15 protein-coding genes are annotated in these 21,312 nt (G+C 63.7%); 10 read left to right on the top strand and 5 right to left on the bottom strand.

Annotation, left to right across the window (positions count from 1 at the left end):
- Positions 1 to 66: 66 nt before the first annotated feature.
- Positions 67 to 945: a LysR family transcriptional regulator gene (locus CHB97_RS11985; protein ID WP_089288215.1), complete on the bottom strand. Its 879-nt coding sequence runs from the start codon at positions 943 to 945 to the stop codon at positions 67 to 69.
- 185 nt (positions 946 to 1,130) lie between these two features.
- Here CHB97_RS11985 and CHB97_RS11980 point away from each other — a divergent pair, with 185 nt between their 5' ends.
- Both CHB97_RS11980 and fghA read left to right on the top strand, forming a co-directional pair.
- Positions 1,131 to 2,240 carry an S-(hydroxymethyl)glutathione dehydrogenase/class III alcohol dehydrogenase gene (locus tag CHB97_RS11980; protein ID WP_089288214.1) on the top strand — a complete coding sequence of 370 codons (1,110 nt, stop codon included), beginning with the start codon at positions 1,131 to 1,133 and terminating at the stop codon, positions 2,238 to 2,240.
- Positions 2,241 to 2,315: 75 nt separating this feature from the next.
- Positions 2,316 to 3,152, top strand: coding sequence for an S-formylglutathione hydrolase (gene fghA / locus CHB97_RS11975; RefSeq protein ID WP_089288213.1), 837 nt, complete (start codon positions 2,316 to 2,318; stop codon positions 3,150 to 3,152).
- Positions 3,153 to 3,426: 274 nt separating this feature from the next.
- Here the strand turns inward: fghA and CHB97_RS11970 are convergent, their stop codons facing one another.
- The gene (locus CHB97_RS11970) at positions 3,427 to 4,134 is read right to left on the bottom strand and encodes a Crp/Fnr family transcriptional regulator (protein WP_089288212.1); all 708 of its coding nucleotides are present in this window, start codon (positions 4,132 to 4,134) and stop codon (positions 3,427 to 3,429) included.
- Positions 4,135 to 4,538: 404 nt separating this feature from the next.
- Here CHB97_RS11970 and CHB97_RS11965 point away from each other — a divergent pair, with 404 nt between their 5' ends.
- The 4 genes from CHB97_RS11965 (at position 4,539) to CHB97_RS11950 (ending at position 8,545) form a co-directional block, all read left to right on the top strand.
- Positions 4,539 to 6,095: a cytochrome ubiquinol oxidase subunit I gene (locus CHB97_RS11965; RefSeq protein WP_089288211.1), complete on the top strand. Its 1,557-nt coding sequence runs from the start codon at positions 4,539 to 4,541 to the stop codon at positions 6,093 to 6,095.
- A 5-nt stretch (positions 6,096 to 6,100) separates the two neighbouring features.
- The gene (cydB, locus tag CHB97_RS11960) at positions 6,101 to 7,255 is read left to right on the top strand and encodes a cytochrome d ubiquinol oxidase subunit II (RefSeq protein ID WP_089288210.1); all 1,155 of its coding nucleotides are present in this window, start codon (positions 6,101 to 6,103) and stop codon (positions 7,253 to 7,255) included.
- A gap of 20 nt (positions 7,256 to 7,275) precedes the next feature.
- Positions 7,276 to 7,386, top strand: a complete 111-nt coding sequence (gene cydX, locus CHB97_RS11955) for a cytochrome bd-I oxidase subunit CydX (protein ID WP_089288209.1) — start codon at positions 7,276 to 7,278, stop codon at positions 7,384 to 7,386.
- A gap of 349 nt (positions 7,387 to 7,735) precedes the next feature.
- Complete coding sequence (locus CHB97_RS11950; protein WP_160105784.1) at positions 7,736 to 8,545, top strand: DUF4198 domain-containing protein; 810 nt, start codon at positions 7,736 to 7,738, stop codon at positions 8,543 to 8,545.
- 59 nt (positions 8,546 to 8,604) lie between these two features.
- Here the strand turns inward: CHB97_RS11950 and CHB97_RS11945 are convergent, their stop codons facing one another.
- Positions 8,605 to 11,787, bottom strand: a complete 3,183-nt coding sequence (locus tag CHB97_RS11945) for an efflux RND transporter permease subunit (protein ID WP_089288207.1) — start codon at positions 11,785 to 11,787, stop codon at positions 8,605 to 8,607.
- A gap of 216 nt (positions 11,788 to 12,003) precedes the next feature.
- Positions 12,004 to 13,218, bottom strand: coding sequence for an efflux RND transporter periplasmic adaptor subunit (locus tag CHB97_RS11940; protein WP_089288206.1), 1,215 nt, complete (start codon positions 13,216 to 13,218; stop codon positions 12,004 to 12,006).
- A gap of 627 nt (positions 13,219 to 13,845) precedes the next feature.
- Between CHB97_RS11940 and ccoN the strand changes: the two genes are divergently transcribed.
- From ccoN to ccoP, 4 genes are read left to right on the top strand one after another with little or no spacing between them, the layout of a single operon-like run.
- On the top strand, positions 13,846 to 15,297 hold the full coding sequence (ccoN, locus tag CHB97_RS11935) for a cytochrome-c oxidase, cbb3-type subunit I (RefSeq protein ID WP_089288313.1): 1,452 nt from the start codon (positions 13,846 to 13,848) through the stop codon (positions 15,295 to 15,297).
- Between the two features lie 14 nt (positions 15,298 to 15,311).
- On the top strand, positions 15,312 to 16,040 hold the full coding sequence (ccoO, locus tag CHB97_RS11930) for a cytochrome-c oxidase, cbb3-type subunit II (RefSeq protein WP_089288205.1): 729 nt from the start codon (positions 15,312 to 15,314) through the stop codon (positions 16,038 to 16,040).
- A gap of 12 nt (positions 16,041 to 16,052) precedes the next feature.
- Positions 16,053 to 16,232, top strand: a complete 180-nt coding sequence (locus CHB97_RS11925; RefSeq protein ID WP_089288204.1) for a cbb3-type cytochrome c oxidase subunit 3 — start codon at positions 16,053 to 16,055, stop codon at positions 16,230 to 16,232.
- 12 nt (positions 16,233 to 16,244) lie between these two features.
- Entirely contained in the window at positions 16,245 to 17,114 is an 870-nt protein-coding gene (gene ccoP / locus CHB97_RS11920; RefSeq protein ID WP_089288203.1) for a cytochrome-c oxidase, cbb3-type subunit III, read from the top strand.
- Positions 17,115 to 17,460: 346 nt separating this feature from the next.
- Here ccoP and CHB97_RS11915 read toward each other — a convergent pair whose 3' ends face one another.
- Positions 17,461 to 21,213, bottom strand: a complete 3,753-nt coding sequence (locus tag CHB97_RS11915) for a response regulator (RefSeq protein WP_089288202.1) — start codon at positions 21,211 to 21,213, stop codon at positions 17,461 to 17,463.
- Between the last annotated feature and the right edge of the window lie 99 nt (positions 21,214 to 21,312).

The raw sequence follows: 21,312 nt of genomic DNA, 5'->3' as shown, positions 1-21,312 counted from the left end.
GATTATAATTTTCTGTCAGTATGGGCGGCGGCCAGGGTTATGCTGGCCGCCCGTTCATCGCCCCCTTCAGCCCTGACCCACATGGGTTTTCAGATAATCCACCAGCCGCGCCACCTTGGGCGACAGGTGGCGGCGATGGGGATAGACGGCCCAGATCCCCTCAGCCGGCGGGCGGTGGGGTTCCAGCAGGCTGACCAGGGCGCCGCTGGCCAGATCGGGTTCCACATAGAAATCCGGCAATTGGCAGAGCCCCAGCCCCTGGCGGGCCGCATCCAGCACGGCAAAGCCGCTGTTGCAGCGCCAGGAACCGCGCGGCTTGAATTCCACCAGCCGCCCGCCGGTCTGGAACTGCCAGAATTCGGCCGTGCCGATCAGGCAGGCATGGCGGGCCAGATCGTCCAGCCCGGTGGGGGCGCTCTGGGCCGCCAGATAGGCCGGAGCGGCGCAGAGATAGCGCTCCCGCTGTGCCAGCCGCACGGCGATCAGCCGGCTGTCGCCCAGGCTGGCCCCGATGCGCACGGCCAGATCAAACCCCTCCCCCACCAGATCGACCACCCGGTTGGTCAGGTCGATGGAAACGCTCATCTGCGGGTGATCGGCCAGGAAGCGGTTCACCAGCGGCACGATGAACCGTTCGCCATAGGCAATGGAACAGGTCAGCCGCAGATGCCCACGCGCCGCGCCATCCTGTTCACTGACGGCGGCGAACATCTCCTCCCGCTCCTCCACCAGCCGGCGGCAGCGTTCCAGGAACAGCCGCCCGGCATCGGTCAGGCTGACCCGGCGGGTGGTGCGGTAGAGCAGGCGGACGGAGAGCCGATCCTCCAGCCGCGCCACCTCCCGGCTGATATGGGAGGTGGAAACCCCCAGCCGGGTGGCGGCGTGGGAAAAACTCTCCGTCTCCGCCGTGGCGATAAATTCCTCAATCCCATCCCAGGGCTGCATTGGGGGTGGTTTCCTGACCTTTGATGGGGACCGGTGTGCATTCTTGATTATTGCTATACAGCAATAATTTTTTGCCATAAAGCCGGGATTGTTGCCAGGGAAGGCCCCGGCTATAGTCACGCAACGCCCGCTGACCGAACCGGCCAGCGGGATTTTCCCATGTCCACAAGCCGGAAGAAGCCCCCATGAAGACCCGCGCCGCCGTTGCCTTTGAAGCCAAGAAGCCCCTGGAAATCGTTGAAGTCGATCTGGAAGGCCCGAAGCTGGGCGAGGTGCTGATTGAGATCATGGCCACCGGCATCTGCCATACCGATGCCTATACGCTGGACGGGTTTGACAGCGAGGGCATCTTCCCCTCCATCCTGGGCCATGAAGGGGCCGGCATTGTGCGGGAGGTGGGGCCGGGCGTCACCAGCCTGAAGCCGGGCGATCATGTCATCCCGCTCTACACCCCGGAATGCCGCCAGTGCAAAAGCTGCCTGTCGCGCAAGACCAACCTCTGCACCTCCATCCGCGCCACCCAGGGCAAGGGCCTGATGCCCGATGGCACCAGCCGCTTCAGCTATAAGGGCCAGCCGATCTATCACTATATGGGCTGCTCCACCTTCTCCAACTTCACCGTTCTGCCGGAAATCGCGGTGGCGAAAATCCGGGAAGACGCGCCGTTCCAGTCCACCTGCTATATCGGCTGCGGTGTTACCACCGGGGTGGGTGCGGTGATCAATACGGCCAAGGTGGAACCGGGTTCCAATGTGGTGATCTTTGGCCTGGGCGGCATCGGCCTGAATGTCATCCAGGCCGCCCGCATGGTGGGGGCCGACAAGATCATCGGTGTGGATATTAATGACCGCAAGGAAGAATGGGGCCGCCGTTTCGGCATGACCCATTTCGTCAACCCCACCAAGATCGACGGCGATATCGTGCAGCATCTGGTCGGCCTGACGGAAGGCGGGGCCGATTACACCTTCGACTGCACCGGCAACACCAATGTGATGCGGCAGGCGTTGGAAGCCTGCCATCGCGGCTGGGGTGTTTCCGTCGTCATCGGCGTGGCCGAAGCCGGCAAGGAAATCTCCACCCGTCCGTTCCAACTGGTGACCGGTCGCGTGTGGAAGGGTTCCGCTTTCGGTGGTGCGCGCGGTCGTACCGACGTGCCGAAGATCGTCGACTGGTACATGCAGGGCAAGATCGAGATCGACCCGATGATCACCCATGTGCTGAGCCTGGAGGAGATCAACAAGGCCTTCGACCTGATGCACGCCGGTGAGAGCATCCGCAGCGTCGTGGTGTTTTAAGGGGTAGGACAGGGGGCAGGTCACTTGGTCTGCCCCCTTACTGTGTGACGTCACACATCAATGCCGGGATCGATGATGAGCCTTGAAACCGTCTCCACCACCCGCAGCCATGGCGGCATTCAGGGTGTCTATCGCCACCAATCCAGTGCCACCGGCACGCCTATGCAGTTCAGCGTCTTCACCCCGCCGCAGGCCGCTGGCGGGGGCAAGCTGCCGGTGCTGTGGTTCCTGTCCGGCCTGACCTGCACCCATGCCAATGTGACGGAGAAGGGGGAGTTCCGGCGGCTGGCGGCGGAACTGGGTCTGGTCATCGTCTGCCCGGATACCAGCCCGCGCGGCGACGGCGTGGCCGATGATGCCGGCTGGGATCTGGGGCAGGGGGCCGGCTTTTATGTCGACGCCACAGAGGCCCCCTGGGCACCGCATTTCCGCATGTGGACCTATGTGACAGAGGAACTGCCCGCGCTGGTGACCCGGCATTTCCCGGTGGATACAGACCGGCAGGGCATTACCGGCCATTCCATGGGCGGCCATGGGGCGCTGACCGTGGCGCTGCGCCATCCGGGGCGGTTCAAATCCGTTTCCGCCTTCGCCCCCATCGTGGCCCCGACGCAGGTGCCTTGGGGCCAGAAGGCATTTCCCGCCTATCTGGGGTCGGACAAGGCGGCATGGCTGCGCCATGATGCGGTGGCCTTGATCGAACATGGGGCGCTGGTGCCGGAAATCCTGGTGGACCAGGGCACGGCCGATGGCTTTCTGGAAGGCCAGCTCCGCCCGCAGCTGCTGGCGGACGCCTGCCAGAAGGCAGGGATTGCCCTGACCCTGCGGATGCAGGAAGGGTATGATCACTCCTACTATTTCATTTCCAGCTTCATGGATGATCACCTGCGCTGGCATGGGGAGAGGTTGTAAGGGGGGCACCGGTTGCCCCCCCCTCCACCGTCACCCCGGCGAAGGCCGGGGTTCAGTTTCGTAGAGCAATGCGCCTTTGGTCCGCTGTGCGGCCTGAAAGAGCTTTGAGCGAAAATGGGGGGGCGATCTCTGGACAGATCGCCTGCCCGACGATCGTCCATAGGCGTCCAGGCCGGCCGATGTCTGCCCGCCGAGGGTATCGGCATCGCTAGGGGTGCGCAAGCGACCTGGACCCCGGCCTTCGCCGGGGTGACGGAGAGATGAGGCGTGGCCCCTACATCCCCTCCGCCGCCGCCTGCAGCGCCACCCGGTCGCAGATCACCAGATTATGCGCCACCTCCCGAATGGCGCCGCTGCGCTTCAGGTCGCTGACCGTGCGGCTGGCGGTCTCCAGGGTGACGGCCAGGATGGCGCCGAAATCTTCCCGCGTGAACAGGCGTACCGGCTGATCGGGGGCTTCCTCCGATAGGGTCAACAACAGGCGCGCCAGCCGCTGCCGGGCGCTGCCGGTGGAAAGCCCGGTCAGGAAATCATCGGCCACGCTCAACGCCTCGTGCCATTTCTCCATCAGTTTCTGATGCAGACGGGGCGTGTTGGTTTGCAACTGGCGCACCACGCTGACGGGGATGCGGCAGAGTTCCACCGGCAGCAGCGCCACGGCCAGATGTTCATAATGGGGTCTTACCAGCGCTTCCAGCCCCACCACCCCGCCGGGGCGGATCAGCCGGACGATGCGCTGTGACCCGTCCGGCTGGATATGCACCAGCTTCACCAAACCGGCGCGCAGGGTGAAGATGGCCGTCGCCGCCTGATCCAGATGGTAAATCTGCTCCATCGGCTCGACGCCGATTTCCTCAATGGGCAGATGGATCAGATCGAAATCGCTGTCGTGCAGATCGGCAAACAGGGCCAGATGGCGGATGCCGCAATGCTGACAGGCCATCAGCCCCTGACGCGCCGCAATGATCCGTGCCGCCTTCACGCCAATCCTCCATGCTCCCCCGTCCCATCTAATAGGCCGATCCGGCCGGGGGCGGCAAGCGATGCAGCGGTCGGGATTCCGTTGGCTGGGTGAATATTTGTCGCAACCGGCGTAACGGTCTGGCCGGTCGCTGCCTTTTGCGCCAAACTGCTGACTGTGGCTGTTGAGCGGAAATCCGGGCCCCCGTCACCCCAGCGCCTTTGACAATCCGCAAAGCAGCGGCAGGGCAGGGGGCGCATCATCCGGTCCTTGATCCCGGTGGGGCGGGGGCCGGCTCATAAGCAATTGATCGGCAGTTCGTTTGAACGATTGCGGCCCGGCTCCGTTCCCTCACCAGCACAGCAGGCGGCCCCATCCCGGTGGCTGCCGACCATTCCGGGGGGCCGGTTCGCCGGCAGGCAGGTATGGAACTCGACATTGTGGAACTGTCACGGCTGCAATTCGCCCTGACAGCGCTTTACCACTTCCTTTTTGTGCCGCTGACACTCGGCCTGTCCATCATCCTGGCCATCATGGAGACGGTCTATGTGATGACAGGGCGGGACATCTGGCGGCAGATGACCAAGTTCTGGGGCACCCTGTTCGGCATCAATTTCGTGCTGGGGGTGGCCACCGGCCTTACCATGGAATTCCAGTTCGGCATGAACTGGTCCTATTACAGCCACTATGTCGGCGACATTTTCGGGGCCCCGCTGGCCATCGAAGGGCTGATGGCGTTTTTCCTGGAAGCGACCTTTGTCGGCCTGTTCTTCTTCGGCTGGGAGAAGATGACCAGGGTGCAGCATCTGGTGGCCACCTGGGCGGTGGCCATTGGCTCCAACCTCTCGGCCCTGTGGATTCTGATCGCCAATGGCTGGATGCAGAACCCGGTCGGGTCCGTCTTCAACCCCGCCACCATGCGGATGGAGATTGAGGATTTCGGTGCCGTGCTGTTCAACCCGGTGGCCCAGGCCAAGTTCGTGCATACGGTCTCTGCCGGCTATGTCACGGCCTCGGTCTTTGTGCTGGGCGTGTCGGCCTGGTACATGCTGAAGGGGCGGCATCTGCACCTGGCCAAACGCTCCATGGCGGTGGCCTGCTCCTTCGGCCTGCTGTCATCGCTCTCCGTCGTCGTGCTGGGGGATGAGAGCGGCTATCTGGCGACCGAACATCAAAAGATGAAACTGGCCGCGATTGAGGGCATGTGGGAGACGGAGCCGGCACCCGCCAGCTTCACCGCCATCGGCTTCCCCGATCAGGCGGCGCGCAAGACCCATCATGTGCTGACCATCCCCTGGGCCTTGGGCCTGATCTCCACCCGCTCCCTGGACACAGAGGTGCCCGGCATCAATGCGCTGGTGGAACGCGGGCGGCAGCGGATTGAAAGCGGCATCGTCGCCTATGGCGCGCTGGCGGAAATCCGTGCCGCCCGCAGCCTGGAAAAGGCCCCGGCCAAAGCCCGCGAACTGTTCGAAGCCCATGGCGGCAATCTGGGCTATGCCTATCTGCTGAAACGCTATGTCGATAATCCGGCCGATGCCACACCGGATCAGATTCAGGCGGCGGCCTGGGATCTGGTGCCGCACGTCGCCCCGCTTTTCTGGTCCTTCCGGCTCATGGTGGGGTTGGGCTTCTTCTTCATCGCCCTGATGGCGGCCTTCTTCTGGCAGTCGGCGCGGCAGAGGCTGGGTCAGCCGCGCTGGCTGCTCTGGGTGGCGGTCTGGTCCATCCCGCTGCCCTGGATCGCGGCTGAACTGGGCTGGGTGGTGGCCGAATATGGCCGCCAGCCCTGGATCATCGAAGGGGTGTTGCCCACGGCGGTGGCTGTCTCCAGCCTGGGCGTCAGCGACCTGCTGATCACGCTTGCCGGCTTCGTGCTGTTCTACAGCACCTTGTTCGTGGTGGAGGTCTCCCTGATGTTGCGGGCCATCCGCAAGGGGCCGGCCCAAGACCCCGTGCATCACGCCATCGCTGCGGAGTGACGATCATGATCCTGCATGAATTGATCGATTATGAAACGCTGCGCCTGATCTGGTGGGTGCTGCTGGGCGTGCTGCTGATCGGCTTTGCCGTCACCGATGGCTATGACATGGGGGTGGGCATGTTGCTGCCCTTCCTGGGCCGGGATGATGTGGAACGGCGCGTCATGATCAACAGCGTCGGCCCGGTCTGGGAGGGTAACCAGGTCTGGTTCATCCTGGGCGGTGGGGCGATCTTCGCCGCCTGGCCGCCGCTCTATGCCGTCTCCTTCTCCGGTTTCTATCTCGCCATGTTCGTGGTACTGGCGGCCCTGATCCTGCGGCCGGTGGCGTTCAAATATCGCTCCAAGCGGGAAGAGCCGGGTTGGCGGGCGCTGTGGGATTGGGCGCTGTTCATCGGCGGCTTTGTCCCGGCGCTGATTTTCGGGGTGGCCGTGGGCAATGTGCTGCAGGGCGTGCCCTTCCATCTGGATGATGATCTGCGGCCCTTCTATACCGGCAGCTTCTTTGGCTTGCTGAACCCGTTCGCCCTGTTATGCGGCCTGTTGTCGGTGGCGATGCTGGCCATGCATGGGGCCGGCTGGCTGGTGCTGAAGACGCAAGGGGCCGTGGCCGCACGGGCGCGCGCCGTGGGATCGCTGGCGGCGCTGCTGACCATCGCCCTGTTCGTGCTGGGCGGCATGGTACTGTATCTGTGGGTGGATGGTTATCGCGTGCTGGGTGCGCAGGATATGGCCGGCCCTTCCAACCCGCTTTACAAGCAGGTGGCGGTCCAGGCGGGCGCCTGGTTCGATAATTACCGGGCCTATCCGCTGCTGCTGCTGGCCCCGCTGTTGGGCGTGGTGGGGGCGGGGCTGGCCTTTATCGGGTTGCGGGGGCGGTGGGAAGGGCTGGCGCTGCTGGCCTCTGGTGCCTCCATCGTCGGCGTGATCGGCACGGTGGGGGTATCCATGTTCCCCTTCATCCTGCCCAGTTCCATCGACCCGCGTTCCAGCCTGACCGTGTGGGACAGTTCCTCCTCCCACCAGACCCTGTTCATCATGCTGGTGGTGACGCTGATCCTGCTGCCCATCGTGCTGGCCTATACCGCCTGGGTTCACCGCATCCTGTGGGGCAAGGTGGATGAGGCGGCCTTGCGGCGCGAGGATGGACATTTCTACTGATCTGAAAGGGGACACATATCATGTGGTACTTCGCCTGGATGCTGGGCCTGCCCCTGGCGGCGGCCTTTGCGGTGCTGAACGCGATGTGGTTCGAAATGCGTGAAGATGCCAAGGAGCGTGGGGAAGGGTAGGGGGCTTTTTAAGTGTCTGTCCGGAAAATTTTGTTATTTCTCAACATGTTAATGTTCTAATCCCGTCACCCATGCTGCGGCCGGGGTCCAGAATCAAGGGGCGCTTTGCTCTACGAACTGGACCCCGGCCGCAGCATGGGTGACGGTAGCGCTTAAAGATAAGACGTGTAAGACGTTGAGATAACGTGGAACTTTCCGGACGGGCACTAACGCCACACCTTTCCCCGTCATCCCGATGTCGCGGGATGACGGGGAGCAGCCCGCCCAGATCACCAGCAATGATTTGCAATTGCGACCAATTCGCATTATCTATGTTTCCAACGAAATCGGCACCGTTGGAAACATCACCATGAAGCGTGGAACGATCAGAACCGCCGTGGCGGCCCTGGCCCTGTTGGCCGCCCTGCCAGCGGTGGCGCATACGCAATATCTGAAGCCCAATGTCTTCACCACGCCGCAGCGTGACCATGTGACGATCGAAGGTTCCTTCACCGAGGAGCTGTTCACCCCGGATATCGCCATGAAGGCGGATGATTATCACGTCATCAATCCGGCGGGCGTGAAGCAGAAGATCGAGAATATCGTTTATCTGAAGGATTTGGCGGTGTTTGAGGCGGCCTTGCCGGAAAACGGCACCTATCGCTTCTCCACCGGTGAACGGCCCGGGGCCACGCGGAAGATGGCGCTGGTCAATGGCAAGTGGGAGGCGTTGCGCGACCCGAAGGACACGCCCGCCGGTGCCCGCGTGGCCGACGCGCAGAGCTTCACCCGTGCGGATGTGTATGTCAGCAAGGGGCCCGCCAGCGATGCCGCCCTGAAGCCCAATGGCAGCGGCCTGGAAATCCTGCCGCTCGCCCATCCATCCAAACTGGATGAGGGCGGCAGCTTCCCGGTGCAGCTTCTGTTCCAGGGCAAGCCGCTGGCCGGGGTGGATATCACCCTGCAGGGCGGCGAGGCTGCGCATGAGCATGATGAAAAGGGCGAAGACAAGCATGAAGGGGTCGCCAAGGCCGTGACCGACAAGGACGGCAAGGCCAGCTTCGCCCTGAAGGAACATGGGCCCCATCTGCTGCTGGCCCGCTACCGCGTGGAAGCCCCCGACGGGCCGGTGGCGGTGAAAAGCTACAGCGTCACCCTGACATTTGAGGTTCAGGGTTAAAAGAAAACCGCCGCAGCCCCGGAAGCCTGCGGCGGTCCAGTGGTGGCGGTGGCCGGAAATCAGTCCCCGGTCGCCGCCATCATGCTTTCCGGCGTGCCGTGTGCTGCCTCCTGCCGCCGCGCCCCCGCCATGTACCGCAGCAGCACATAGAAGACCGGGGTCAGCAGCAGGCCGAACAGGGTGACGCCCAGCATCCCGGCAAACACGGCAACACCCATGGCCTGGCGCATTTCCGCCCCGGCCCCGCTGCTGGTGATCAGCGGCACCACGCCCATGATGAAGGCGATGGAGGTCATCAGGATGGGGCGCAGCCGCAGCCGGCTGGCCTCAATCGCCGCCTGCACCACGGTGTGACCATGGGCCTCCAGCTCACGGGCGAATTCCACGATCAGGATGGCGTTCTTCGCTGATAGCCCCACCAGCACCATGAAGCCGATCTGGGTGAAGATGTTATTATCCCCGCCGGTCAGCCAGACGCCGGCCAGGGCGGACATCAGGCTCATCGGCACGATCATCAGGATGGCCAGCGGCAGGGTCAGGCTTTCATACTGGGCGGCCAGCACCAGGAAGACCAGCAGCACGGAAATGGGGAAGACCCACAGCGCCGCATTGCCGACCAGGATCTGCTGATAGGTCAGATCCGTCCATTCAAAGCGCATCCCGCGCGGCAGCACCTCTGCCGCGATCCGCTCAGCCGCGGCCTGTGCTTGGCCGGAGGAGAAACCGGGCGCCGGGCCGCCATTGATATCGGCGGCGGTGTAGCCGTTATAGCGCACCACCATTTCCGGGCCGTAGCTCTGCACCACCTGCACCAGGGATGACAGCGGCACCATCAGGCCCTGGTCATTGCGGGTCTTCAGCAGGCCGATATCATCGGCATGGGCACGAAACGGCGCATCGGCCTGCACATGCACCTGATAGACGCGACCGAACAGGTTGAAATCATTGACATAGAGCGAGCCGAGATAGGCCTGCATGGTAGAGAATACTTCCGTCACCGGCACGCCCAGCTGGCGGGCCTTCACCCGGTCCAGCTGCACATCCAGCTGCGGCACATTGATTTCGTAAGAGCTGAAGGTCGGCCCCAGTTCCGGGGTCTGCCGCGCCTTGGCAACGAAATCATTGGCGGCCTTGGCCAGTGCCTCGTACCCCAGCGCGCCGCGATCTTCCACCTGCAGCTTGAAGCCGCCAAGCGTGCCCAGCCCCATTACCGGCGGCGGCGGGAAGACGGCGACGAAGGCTTCCTTCAGCCCGGCATATTTCTGTTGAAGCTGCTGGGTGATGATGGCTGCCGACAGGCCCTGTTTTGCCCGTTCCTCATAGGGTTCCAGGGTGGCAAAGACGATGCCGGCGGAAGATGAATTGGTGAAGCCATTGACCGACAGGCCGGGAAAGGCGATGGCAGACTTCACGCCCGGCTGTTTCAGGGCAATGTCGCTCATCGCGCGGATGACCTCTTCCGTGCGGTCCAGGGAGGCCCCGGTAGGAAGCTGGGCAAAACCGATCAGATATTCCTTATCCTGCGCCGGCACGAAGCCGCCCGGCACCGCATTGCCCAGCAGGAAAGTCAGCCCCAGCAACGCACCATAGACGGCCATCATCGCGCCCTTGCGGCGGATGACGCCGGACACGCCGGCCCCATAGGCCTCCGACCCGCGCTGAAAGGCCCGGTTGAACAGGCGGAAAAAGCCCCCCAGTACCTTGTTCATGCCGCGCGTCAGCCAATCCGGCCTGTCATGATGCCCCTTCAGCAGCAGGGCCGACAGGGCAGGGGAGAGGGTCAGGGAGTTGAAGGCGGAAATCACCGTGGAAATCGCGATGGTCATCGCGAACTGCTTATAGAACTCCCCCGTCAGGCCGGACATGGCGGCCAGCGGCACGAACACGGCCACCAGGGTCAGGGCGATGGCGATGATCGGGCCGCTCACCTCCTGCATCGCCTTGTAGGTTGCCTGTTTGGGTGACAGGCCCTCCGCGATGTTACGCTCCACATTCTCCACCACCACGATGGCGTCATCCACCACGATGCCGATGGCCAGCACCATGCCGAACAGCGACAGGGCATTGATGGAAAAGCCAAAGGCCAGCATCAGGGAGAAGGTACCGACGATGGAGACCGGCACCGCCAGCAGCGGGATGATAGACGCGCGCCAGGTCTGCAGGAAGATGATCACCACCAGCACCACCAGGGCGATGGCTTCCAGCAGCGTGTGGATCACCGCATCGATGCTGGCCTGCACGAAACGGGTGGGATCATATTCGATGGCGTAATCCACGCCCTCGGGCATGTCCTGCTTCAATTCGGCCATTACTGTGCGCACTTGCTCGGAAATGGCCAGGGCATTGGCGCCGGGGGCCTGATTGATGGCCATGGCGATGGCCGGCTTGTTATCCAGCAGGGAGCGCAGGCCATACTGGGCGGCGGCCAGTTCCACCCGCGCCACATCGCGCAGATAGGTCACGGCCCCGCCAGAGGTCTTCAGGACGATATCCTGAAACTCTTCCACCGTTTTCAGCCGGCCCTGGGCATTAACGGAAAGCTGCAGGGGCGCATCCGGCACCGACGGGCTGGCCCCGATGACACCGGCCGCCACCTGCACATTCTGGTCACGGATGGCGGCCACCACATCGCTGGCGGTCAGGCCGCGTTCGGCCACCTTGTTGGGGTCCAGCCAGACGCGCATGGCATAATCGCCGGCCCCCCATAACAACACCTCGCCCACGCCCTGGATGCGGGCCAGCCGGTCGCGGATATTCAGCACCGCGTAATTGCGCAGGTAGGTGATGTCATACCGGTCATTGGGGGAGTGCAGATGCACCACCATGGTCAGCGTGGGGGAGGATTTCACCGTGGTGACGCCCAGCCGCTGCACATCCTGCGGCAGCCGGGGCAGCGCCTGGGACACCCGGTTCTGCACCAGCTGGGTGGCCTGATCCGGGTCAGTGCCCAGCTTGAAGGTGACGGTCAGCGCCATATTGCCGTCGCTGTTCGCCTGCGACTGCATATAGAGCATGTTTTCCACGCCGTTGATCTGTTCCTCCAGCGGGGAGGCAACAGTCTCGGCGATGACCTTGGGGTTGGCACCGGGGTACTGCGCGCGCACCACGACAGAGGGCGGCACCACCTCGGGATATTCGGCGACGGGTAACCGGAACAGGGCAATGAACCCCGCCAGAAAAACCACCACCGACAACACGCCCGCGAAGATCGGGCGGTCGATGAAGAATCGGGAAATATTCATGGGAATTAGCCTCGGCAGGGCGGGCGGGGGTAGATAGTAAGAATGTTGTTGCCCCATGCACTTCAGTGCTTTCCCCGCGAAAGCGGGGATCCAGGGGGGGCGTAGGGGACGGCAGTGTGTTGCTCGTGGCCCCTGGACCCCCGCTTTCGCGGGGGAGGCAATCAGTGGATAAGGCGAGGAAGGTTTGATGTTGGAGGGAGCTTAACGGCCCCCCCCTCACAAATCCCCCCGCTTGCCCGCTTCTCCCCGCCCGGCATCGGCCGCCTGGGTGGCGGGTTTTTCCATCGCCACCATATTGGGCTGCACCATATCCCCCGGCCGGGCGCGCTGGATGCCGTTGACGACGATCCGCTCACCCGGTGCCAAGCCCTTGGTGACGATGCGCAGACCCTCCTGGCGGCTGCCCAGGCTGATCGGGCGGTATTCGACCTTGTTGTCCGTTCCCACCACCAGCACGAATTTCTTGTCCTGATCGGTGCCGATGGCGCGTTCATCCACCATCACCGCCGGTTCCGGCTCTGATCCGCCCACCTGGATGCGGGCGAACAGGCCGGGCACCAGCAGGCCATCCTTGTTATCAAAGGAAGCCCGCACCCGGATGGTGCCGGAAACGGCATCCAGCCGGTTATCGACATGTTCGATTACGCCGTCGCGGGAATACTCGGCCTCGTTGGCCAGACCCAGCCGCACCGGCACGCCCCTGTCATCCTTCACCGAGGCGAGGTGGCGCAGATAGGTCTGCTCATCCACGTCAAAGGCGGCATAGATCGGGGAAACCGACACGATGCTGGTCAGCGCCACCCCACCGGCCCCGGCCGCCACCACATTGCCGGCGGTGATTTCCGCGCGGGAAACACGGCCGGCAATCGGGGCCGTCACCTGGGTATAGGATAGGTTCAGGCGTGCGGTGCGAACATCCGCTTCCGCTGCGCGGACGCTGGCCGCGGCCTCGCGGGCGTTATTTTCCCGCTCATCCAGGCTGCGGCGGGTGATGGTGCTGTCGGCCACCAGCTTGGCGGCGCGGGCCATTTCCGCGTCGGCATAGCGCAGCCTGGCCTGGGCGGCGGCCAGCTGGGCTTCCGCCCGCGCCACCTCCGCTTTGTAGGGCTCCGGATCGATGGTGAACAGCACGTCGCCCTGGGCCACCAGGGCGCCATTCCTGAAATGCACCTGGGTGATGGTACCGGTCACGCGGGGGCGGATATCCACCCGCTCCACCGCTTCCAGCCGGCCGGAATAGCTTTGCCAGTCCACCACCTTGCGGGACACCACGGGGGCGACATCCACCTCCACCGCCGCCGGGGCGGCGGCGCTGGCGGCCTGGGCTTTGGGCATATGGGGTCCACCCTGGAAGACGGCGACTCCACCAAGAACGGTGAAAGTGGCACCCGCTGCCAGAAGATAGGCCAGCTTGTTGCGCTTGCTCGTCATGTCTTGGCTCCTGCGATAGGCCGCACAAGGGCGGTTTCCGCCACGGCACCGCGACGGAATTGAAAGAAGTATCGGTCGTTCGGGCAGCAGGGTCGGTTGACGGACCGGCCTTCATCTGCCGAATCCGCCGCTGATCATGCTGTTTGGGGGTGGTCGGTCCGGGGCTTTGTGGACCGCGCCACCATCACCTTATTCCGCGTTGCCGTTATGGCGCTGTGATGGCCGTCGCAGGGGGAACGATTTTTCAGCAAAACCCTGCGATTTGATGCGAAATCCGGCGATTCTCCCCCGTCAAAGGCTGAAAGCAGCGCTGGGAACCCATTTCCCGGCACTGTGCGCTGCAACATGGGCCGGCAAGGGCGGTGAATAAATGGGGTATTTACGATAAGACAATTCGGATTATACGAATAATAACCACCTTCACGCCCCTGGATATCTGGCACAGCAAGCAGCTGATGACCACCCCAGAAAGCGCCAGACGGCACCTTGATGCATGTCAATGCGGGTTACCCCGGATCAGCGCATGAAGGCGATATTGCGGGCGGTGTCAACGTCCGCGCCCGAGCAATCATTACGTCGATACCGGGGGTCGTCATGGGTGTAGCAAGCGCCATCGGGGCGCAGGGGATGGTGGGCGTGAGGCCCGTGGTCACAGAATCCTATCACGAGGATGTGGTCCGGGCCTTCATGGTCGCCGCCATGTTCTGGGGCATCGCGGCTTTCGCCGCTGGTGTCTATATCGCCTTTCAATTGGCTTTTCCGTCGCTGAATCTGGGCCTGGAATGGACCACCTTCGGCCGTCTGCGACCGCTGCACACATCGGCCGCCATTTTCGCCTTCGGCGGCAGCGCGCTGATCGGCTCGTCGCTGTATGTCGTGCAGCGCACCTGCCGCGCACCGCTGTTCGGCGGCGCCTATCTGGGCTGGTTCGTCTTCTTAGGCTATCAGTTGTTCATCGTGATGGCCGCCACCGGCTATCTGCTGGGCCTTACCCAGGGCAAGGAATATGCCGAGCCGGAATGGTATGTCGATCTGTGGCTGACCATTGTCTGGGTCGCCTATCTGATCGCCTTTGCCGGCACGCTGTTCAAGCGCCGTGAGCCGCATATCTATGTGGCCAACTGGTTCTATCTGGCCTTCATCATCACGATTGCCATGCTGCATATCGTGAACAATGTCTCCATCCCGGTCAGCTTCACTGGCACCAAGTCCTATATCGTCTGGGCCGGCGTGCAGGACGCGATGATCCAGTGGTGGTACGGCCATAATGCGGTGGGCTTCTTCCTGACCGCCGGCTTCCTGGGCATGATGTACTATTTCATCCCCAAGGCGGCGCAGCGTCCAGTTTACAGCTATCGCCTGTCCATCGTGCACTTCTGGGCGCTGATCTTCCTCTATATCTGGGCCGGCCCGCACCATCTGCACTATACGGCCCTGCCGGACTGGACGCAGACGCTGGGCATGGTTTTCTCGGTCGTGCTGTGGATGCCCAGCTGGGGCGGCATGATCAACGGCATCATGACCCTGTCGGGTGCCTGGGATAAGCTGCGTACCGATCCGGGCCTGCGCTTCTCCGTCACCGCCGTTGGCTTCTATGGCATGAGCACCTTTGAAGGCCCGGTCATGTCGGTCAAGGCGGTCAACGGCCTGTCGCACTATACCGACTGGACCATCGGCCATGTGCATTCCGGTGCGCTGGGCTGGGTCGCCTTCATCTGCTTTGGCATGATGTATTATCTGGTTCCGGTGCTGTGGAACAAGAAGGGGCTCTATTCCAAGGCTTTAGTGGAATGGCACTTCTGGACGGCCACCATCGGCATCGTCTTCTACATCACCGCCATGTGGGTCAGCGGCATCATGCAGGGCCTGATGTGGCGCGCCTATGACGAGTATGGCTTCCTGCAATACTCGTTCGTGGAAACGGTTGCGGCCATGCACCCCTACTATGTCATCCGTGGCACGGGTGGGCTGCTGTTCCTGACCGGTGCCCTGTTCATGGCCTACAACATGTTCCGCACCATCCGCAGCGCCGAAAGCAATGAGCCGAAGTCGGCCGTTGCTGCCGTGGCCGCCGAGTAAGGAGGGGGCCCATCATGAAGTTCTCCCACGCGATCATTGAAAAGAACGTCCTGCTGCTGGCGGTGCTGTCCTTGCTCACCGTGTCCATCGGCGGTCTGGTGCAGATCGTGCCGCTGTTCACCATCGAAAGCACGATCGAGCGGGTTGACGGGGTTCGCCCCTACAGCCCGCTGGAACTGGCGGGGCGCAACATCTATATCCGCGAAGGCTGCTATCTCTGCCACAGCCAGCAGATCCGCACCTTCAAGGACGAGGTGGAGCGGTATGGCCATTACAGCCTGGCGGCTGAGAGCATGTATGACCACCCGTTCCAGTGGGGCTCCAAGCGCACCGGTCCGGACCTGGCCCGCGTTGGCGGCAAGTACTCCAACGCCTGGCATGTGGCCCACCTGAACGATCCGCGCGCCCTGGTGCCGGAATCGATCATGCCCACCTATCAGTTCCTGAACCGGCCGCTGAAGTTCGAGGATTATGCCGATCACCTGAAGACCCTGCGCATCGCCGGCGTCCCCTATACGGACGAGATGGTGGCAGAGGCGGTGAAGGATGTGCGTCTCCAGGCCGGCGCCCTGCCGGATGCGGACACGGCCGGTCTGCTGGCCCGCTATCCCAAGGCCCGTCTGGGTGACTTCGACGGCAAGCCGGAGGAAGTGACCGAGATGGACGCCCTGGTGGCGTACCTGCAGATGCTGGGCACCCTGGTCGATTTCACCCGCATCAACCCCGAAGATGTGCAGCAATAAGGGGAGGGCGCCATGCATGAACTCCTCCCCCTGCTGAAACAGCTCTGGCTGGTCTGGTTCCTGGTGCTGTTCCTCGGGATCTGTTTCTGGGCCTTCCGGCCGGGCTCCAAGGCCCGTTTCGATGCCCAGGCCCGCATTCCGCTGGACGATAGTGACCTGGGGGGCCATGCCCCCCACCCGACCCGCCGTTAAAGGTGATCCATCATGCCGACCAAGATCGAAAAGGATGCCACCACCGGCCAGGATACGACCGGCCATGAGTGGGACGGCATCAAGGAACTGAACACGCCGCTGCCGAAATGGTGGCTCTATACCTTCTATTTCTGCATCGTCTGGGGCATCGCCTATACGGTGCTGTACCCGTCCTGGCCGACCCTGAGCCAGCATTTCAGCGGCACGTCGGGCTGGAGCCGCCGGGGTGAGCTGGCGGAAACGCTGGCAGCCCAGAAGGCGGCGCAGGCGGATACCCGCGCCAAGATCGTGGCCACCCCGATTGAGGAAATCCGCAAGGATCCGGCCCTGATGGGCTATGTCCAGGCGGCGGGCCGCGTGGCCTTTGCCGATAATTGCGCCGGTTGCCATGGTGCCGGTGGTGCGGGGGCCGTCGGCTTCCCCACCCTGGCCGATGATGACTGGATCTGGGGTGGCAAGCCGGAAGACATCCTGCAAACCATCACCTATGGCATCCGCAATGCCAACGAGAACAGCCGTATCTCCGACATGCCGCGCTTCGGGGCCGATGGTCTGTTGACCAAGGAACAGATCGGCGATGTGGCGGATTATGTGCTGTCGCTCTCCGGCACGGCGGCCGACCCGGCCGTTCTGGAACGCGGCGCTACGGTCTTCGCCGAAAACTGCGCCGCCTGCCATGGCGAAAAGGGCGAGGGGATGCATGAGATGGGCGCCCCCCGCCTGTCGGATGGCATCTGGCTCTATGGCGGTGATCGCAAGACGGTGGTCGAGACCATCACCTATGCCCGCAAGGGCTCCATGCCGGCCTGGATCGAACGTCTGGACCCGGCCACGGTGAAGGTGCTGGCGACTTATGTGCACGCCCTGGGTGGTGGGCAGTAAGTATTTGCCGGCCTGAACGGTACCCTGAACCCCCGTGCATTCGCTGCGCGGGGGTTTTTCTATGCGTAATCTTGCATTCGCTGCGACAGCCCGCCGCAACCATAAATGAAAAAAGCTGTCGGTACTTGATCTAGCGCAAAGTGTTAACGGCCGGATGCGCCTATTCTTACATCATCAAGACCGGATGATCGGTTCGGGCTTGTCTCTCATCTTCGGGGCTTTGCCCCTGTCCGGATGCCCATGGGGGAGGGCTTAGTGTCCCCCGACCCTCTCTGTCCTGAAAACTAAAGGCCCGCCGGTATCATCCGACGGGCTTTTTCTTTTCAGCATTGTTGGCAACACCGTTTCAGCCCGGCTCACCTGCTGCCAAGGCGGCCTCCACGGCCTCGCGCAGGCTGTCGGGCGTGAAGGGCTTGGGGATGAAGCCATCCATGCCGGCGGCCACCAGATCGGGCCAGACCTGTTCCTTCTGCTGGGCCGTCACGGCGATGACGCGCACACGTGCGGCCGGACCGGCCAGTGCCCTGATCCGGCGTGTGGTTTCCAGCCCGTCCATACCGGGCATCTGCACATCCATCAGCACAGCATCAAACGGCGCGCCCGCCACCGCTTCCAGGGCGGCTTCCCCGGACGCAGCGGTGGTGACGTGGAAGCCCTGGCGGCGCAGCAGGCTGGCGATCAGGGCCAGGTTCAGCTCGCTGTCATCCACCACCAGCAGATGCCGGGGCGCTTCCTTGGCCACGGGGCAGGGGGGGGCTGCGGGGGGTGGCGGTGGCAGGGCCGGCGGATCGGTCCAGCCTTTCAGGGCCTGGTGCAGGGCGGCCAGCCTTTCGCTGATCTCCGCCGCCATGGCCTGCCAGATCGGCTTTTCTTCCCGCAGAGCCTGATTGGCGGCGGCGGCGCGGCGGCCCAGATCGGCTGCCCCGATGGTGGCGGCCGTGCCGGCCAGCATATGCAGCAGGCGGCCAACCGCGGCACCGTCCGGCAGCGCCAGGGCGTCGTGCAGGGCGGGGAGAAGGCCGTCCAGCTGGTGGGTGAAGCTGGTGATCAGGCTGGTCAGCAGGGTGGCGTCGTCACCGGCCCGCGCCAGCGCATCCTCAATATCCAACAGCCCACGCAAGGCATCCAGCCGCTGTATATCCGCCGTCACCGTCGCTGTTGCCGGCCGCTCCCCGAGATGTTCGGCGGCACGCTGTGGCAACCAGCGCCGCAGGGCTGCCGCCAGATCTTCCAGGATCACCGGCTTGGTGACATGGTCATTCATGCCGGCATCGCGGCAGCGCTGCCGGTCGCTGTCCAGCGCATGGGCCGTCATGGCCAGGATGGGCAGCTGGGCATTGGCCGGGTTGGCGCGGATCGCGCGGGTGGCGGCATAGCCATCCATGCCCGGCATCTGCACATCCATCAGCACCAGATCGAAGCGATGGCGTGCCACCATGGCCACGGCCTGAGCCCCATCTTCCGCCAGACTGACCCGCATGTCCCAGCGGGCCAGCAGATCCATCGCCACCTGCTGGTTCAGCGGGTTATCCTCCACCAGCAGGATATCGGCACCGCGCACCCCGTCCAGGCTGTCGCCCGGATCGCTTCCATCGGGTATCTGGATGCTGGTGGCGAAGGCTTGATGCAGGGCATCGCGCATATCGGCTGGGGTGACCGGTTTGGCCAGTACGCGGCAGATGGGCAATCGCGCCAATTGTCCCGACAGTTCATCCACATCATAGGCGGTGACCATCAGGATCGGTTCCGGCTCCCCGCCGGGCAGGTCATGGATGCGCTGGCACAGGGTCAGCCCGTCCATGCCGGGCATCCGCCAGTCGATCAGCACCAGATCGAAGGGCTGCCCATCTTCCCGCGCCCGCGCCAGCAGCGACAGCGCCTCATCCCCCGACCGCACGCCGGTGACCTGGATGCCGTGCTGTTCCAGCATGTCGGCTAGCACCTCCACCGCCACGGCGCTGTCATCCACGATCAGGGCGCGGCGGCCGAACAGATCCACCATGCCGCGGGCCGTGTCGCCCGGCTTGGCCGGGCGCCAGCGCAGCGGCACGCGCAGCCGGAACAGGCTGCCCAGGCCGGGGGTGCTGCGCACCTCCACCTTGCCGCCCATCAACTCCAGCAATTGCCGGCTGATCGCCAGACCCAGCCCGGTACCGCCATATTTGCGGGTGGTAGAGGTGTCCCCCTGGCTGAAACTGACGAACAGGCGCGATATCTGTTCTTCGGTCATGCCGATACCGCTGTCGGAAACCTCAATCACCAGGGTCAGCCGGTCGGTTTCCACCATTTCCGTATGGGTATTGACGCTGACATGCCCGATGGTGGTGAATTTGATGGCATTGGCCACCAGATTATTCACCACCTGAGTCAGGCGCAGTGGATCGCCGATCAGCACGCGCGGCTGTTCCGGCGCGGCGCGCAGCTGGAAGCGCAGGCCCTTGCGCCTTGCATCCTCGGCATGGATGGCGGCGATGCCGTCCAGCATCTCCTCCAGCGGGAACTCCACCTGTTCGATGGTGACCTTGCCGGCCTCGATCTTCGACAGGTCCAGCACGCTGTTGATGATGCCCAGCAGCGCCTTGCCGGAGGATTCGATCTTGCGCAGATAATCGCGCGCCTTGGGCGGCAGGTCGGTGCGCAGGGCCAGATAGCTCATGCCGATCACGGCATTCATCGGCGTGCGGATTTCATGGCTCATATTGGCCAGGAATTCGGATTTGGCGCGGCTGGCCGCTTCTGCTGCCGTCTTGGCGTCGGTCAGGGCCTGGGCCAGCCGCGTCAGTTCCGCCTCCCGCTGGCGGGAGGCGGTAATGTCGGTATAGGTGGTGACGAAGCCGCCGCCCGGCATCGGGTTGCCATGCACCTCCAGCACCCGGCCATTGGGGCGGGTGCGCTCGAACTTGTGCGGTTCGCCCGGCCGGACACGACCGATGCGTTGGGCCACCGCTGCTTCCACATCCTCCAGCGGGCCATATTCACCATTCAGCGCGTTCCAGCGGATCAGCTCCGCCATCGATGTGCCGATATGGCAGAGACCGGGCGGCAGACCCAGAATCCCCTCCAGGCTGCGGTTGAAGGCCAGCACCTTCAGGTCACTGTCCACGGCGATGATGCCCTGATCGACCGTTTCCAGCACGGTGCCCAGCATGGCTTCGCGCGCCTGGGCCATGCCGCGCGCCTCTTCCAGGCTGGTGACATCCTGGAAAGTGGTCATCACCCAGTCACCCCCGCCCTGCGGCCCGGCGAGCAGGGCGGTATCACGGCGGATCCAGGCCAGCGTGCCGTCGGGCCGCTGCACCGGGTGGCTGCTGCTATCCACCCCCTCTGTCCCCACCACCGGGGTGAATGCCCGCAGGGTTGGCAACAGGGCGTCCCGCGTCAGGGCCGTATCGGCCGGCAGCCCGATCAGGGCCGGTAGATTGCTGGAAAATTCATGATGGCCGGTGGCGGGGTCGCTGACCCACCAGCCCAGCTGCGCCACCTTCTGTGCCGTTGCCAACCGTCTTTCATGATGGCGCAGCGCCAGGAAACCCTGCCAGTTGCCGCGCAGGAAAGCCAGCTGCCCCGCCGTCATCAACCCCATCAGCAGCACCACCCCCACCCGGTCGGGATGGGGGACGAGGATGGCCACCATGATGGCGGCCAGATTCATCGGCATGGCATAGGCCAAACAGGCCTGCGGCACCGTGGACAGGGCCGCATTGGCCCCCACCGCCAGGAAGGTGCAGCCGCCCATCAGCAGGAAACGGATATCGGGCGTGGTGCGGGGCAGGTAATAGAACATCAGCCCGCACCAGATCAGCCCCAGGATGGAAGACGCCCGGATGATGCGACCAATCCGCTGGCGTGAGACGGTCAGCGGCGCTGCCCGCCGCCGCGCCCGGATGACGCCTATCATCGCCGGGCTCAACAGCAGAGGCACGCCCAGGGTCAGCGGCAGCAGCTCCCACACCGAGAACTGGTCGGCCAGAAGCAACGCCCCAATCCAGGCGCCGAACAGGTTGCCCGCAATGATCATCGGCAATTGCTGAACAAAGGCGACCGATTGCGCCGCCCGGACGGACCCTTCGTCCTGGATTTGATACCAAGGGTTCAGCAAGACCTGGGTTTCCCGTAAACAATGAGATGAGGGTGTTGCCAAAAGAAACTTTCCGGCCAACACATTCTGACAGGATGATAGGCCATCATGCGGCTCCTG

This window comes from Azospirillum sp. RU38E, from assembly GCF_900188385.1.
Lineage (GTDB): Bacteria > Pseudomonadota > Alphaproteobacteria > Azospirillales > Azospirillaceae > Niveispirillum.
The sequence above is the reverse complement of the archived record's forward strand: the minus strand, read 5'-3'. Positions and strand labels throughout refer to the sequence as shown.

What these genes read in the sequence shown, in the direction of transcription:
- CHB97_RS11945 (WP_089288207.1), bottom strand. Translation starts at nt 11,787, where the DNA reads ATGAATATTTCCCGATTCTTCATCGACCGCCCGATCTTCGCGGGCGTG.
- CHB97_RS11925 (WP_089288204.1), top strand. Translation starts at nt 16,053, where the DNA reads ATGCATGAACTCCTCCCCCTGCTGAAACAGCTCTGGCTGGTCTGGTTC.
- ccoN (WP_089288313.1), top strand. Translation starts at nt 13,846, where the DNA reads ATGGTGGGCGTGAGGCCCGTGGTCACAGAATCCTATCACGAGGATGTG.
- CHB97_RS11985 (WP_089288215.1), bottom strand. Translation starts at nt 945, where the DNA reads ATGCAGCCCTGGGATGGGATTGAGGAATTTATCGCCACGGCGGAGACG.
- fghA (WP_089288213.1), top strand. Translation starts at nt 2,316, where the DNA reads ATGAGCCTTGAAACCGTCTCCACCACCCGCAGCCATGGCGGCATTCAG.
- ccoP (WP_089288203.1), top strand. Translation starts at nt 16,245, where the DNA reads ATGCCGACCAAGATCGAAAAGGATGCCACCACCGGCCAGGATACGACC.
- CHB97_RS11965 (WP_089288211.1), top strand. Translation starts at nt 4,539, where the DNA reads ATGGAACTCGACATTGTGGAACTGTCACGGCTGCAATTCGCCCTGACA.
- cydB (WP_089288210.1), top strand. Translation starts at nt 6,101, where the DNA reads ATGATCCTGCATGAATTGATCGATTATGAAACGCTGCGCCTGATCTGG.
- CHB97_RS11980 (WP_089288214.1), top strand. Translation starts at nt 1,131, where the DNA reads ATGAAGACCCGCGCCGCCGTTGCCTTTGAAGCCAAGAAGCCCCTGGAA.
- CHB97_RS11940 (WP_089288206.1), bottom strand. Translation starts at nt 13,218, where the DNA reads ATGACGAGCAAGCGCAACAAGCTGGCCTATCTTCTGGCAGCGGGTGCC.
- CHB97_RS11950 (WP_160105784.1), top strand. Translation starts at nt 7,736, where the DNA reads ATGAAGCGTGGAACGATCAGAACCGCCGTGGCGGCCCTGGCCCTGTTG.
- ccoO (WP_089288205.1), top strand. Translation starts at nt 15,312, where the DNA reads ATGAAGTTCTCCCACGCGATCATTGAAAAGAACGTCCTGCTGCTGGCG.
- cydX (WP_089288209.1), top strand. Translation starts at nt 7,276, where the DNA reads ATGTGGTACTTCGCCTGGATGCTGGGCCTGCCCCTGGCGGCGGCCTTT.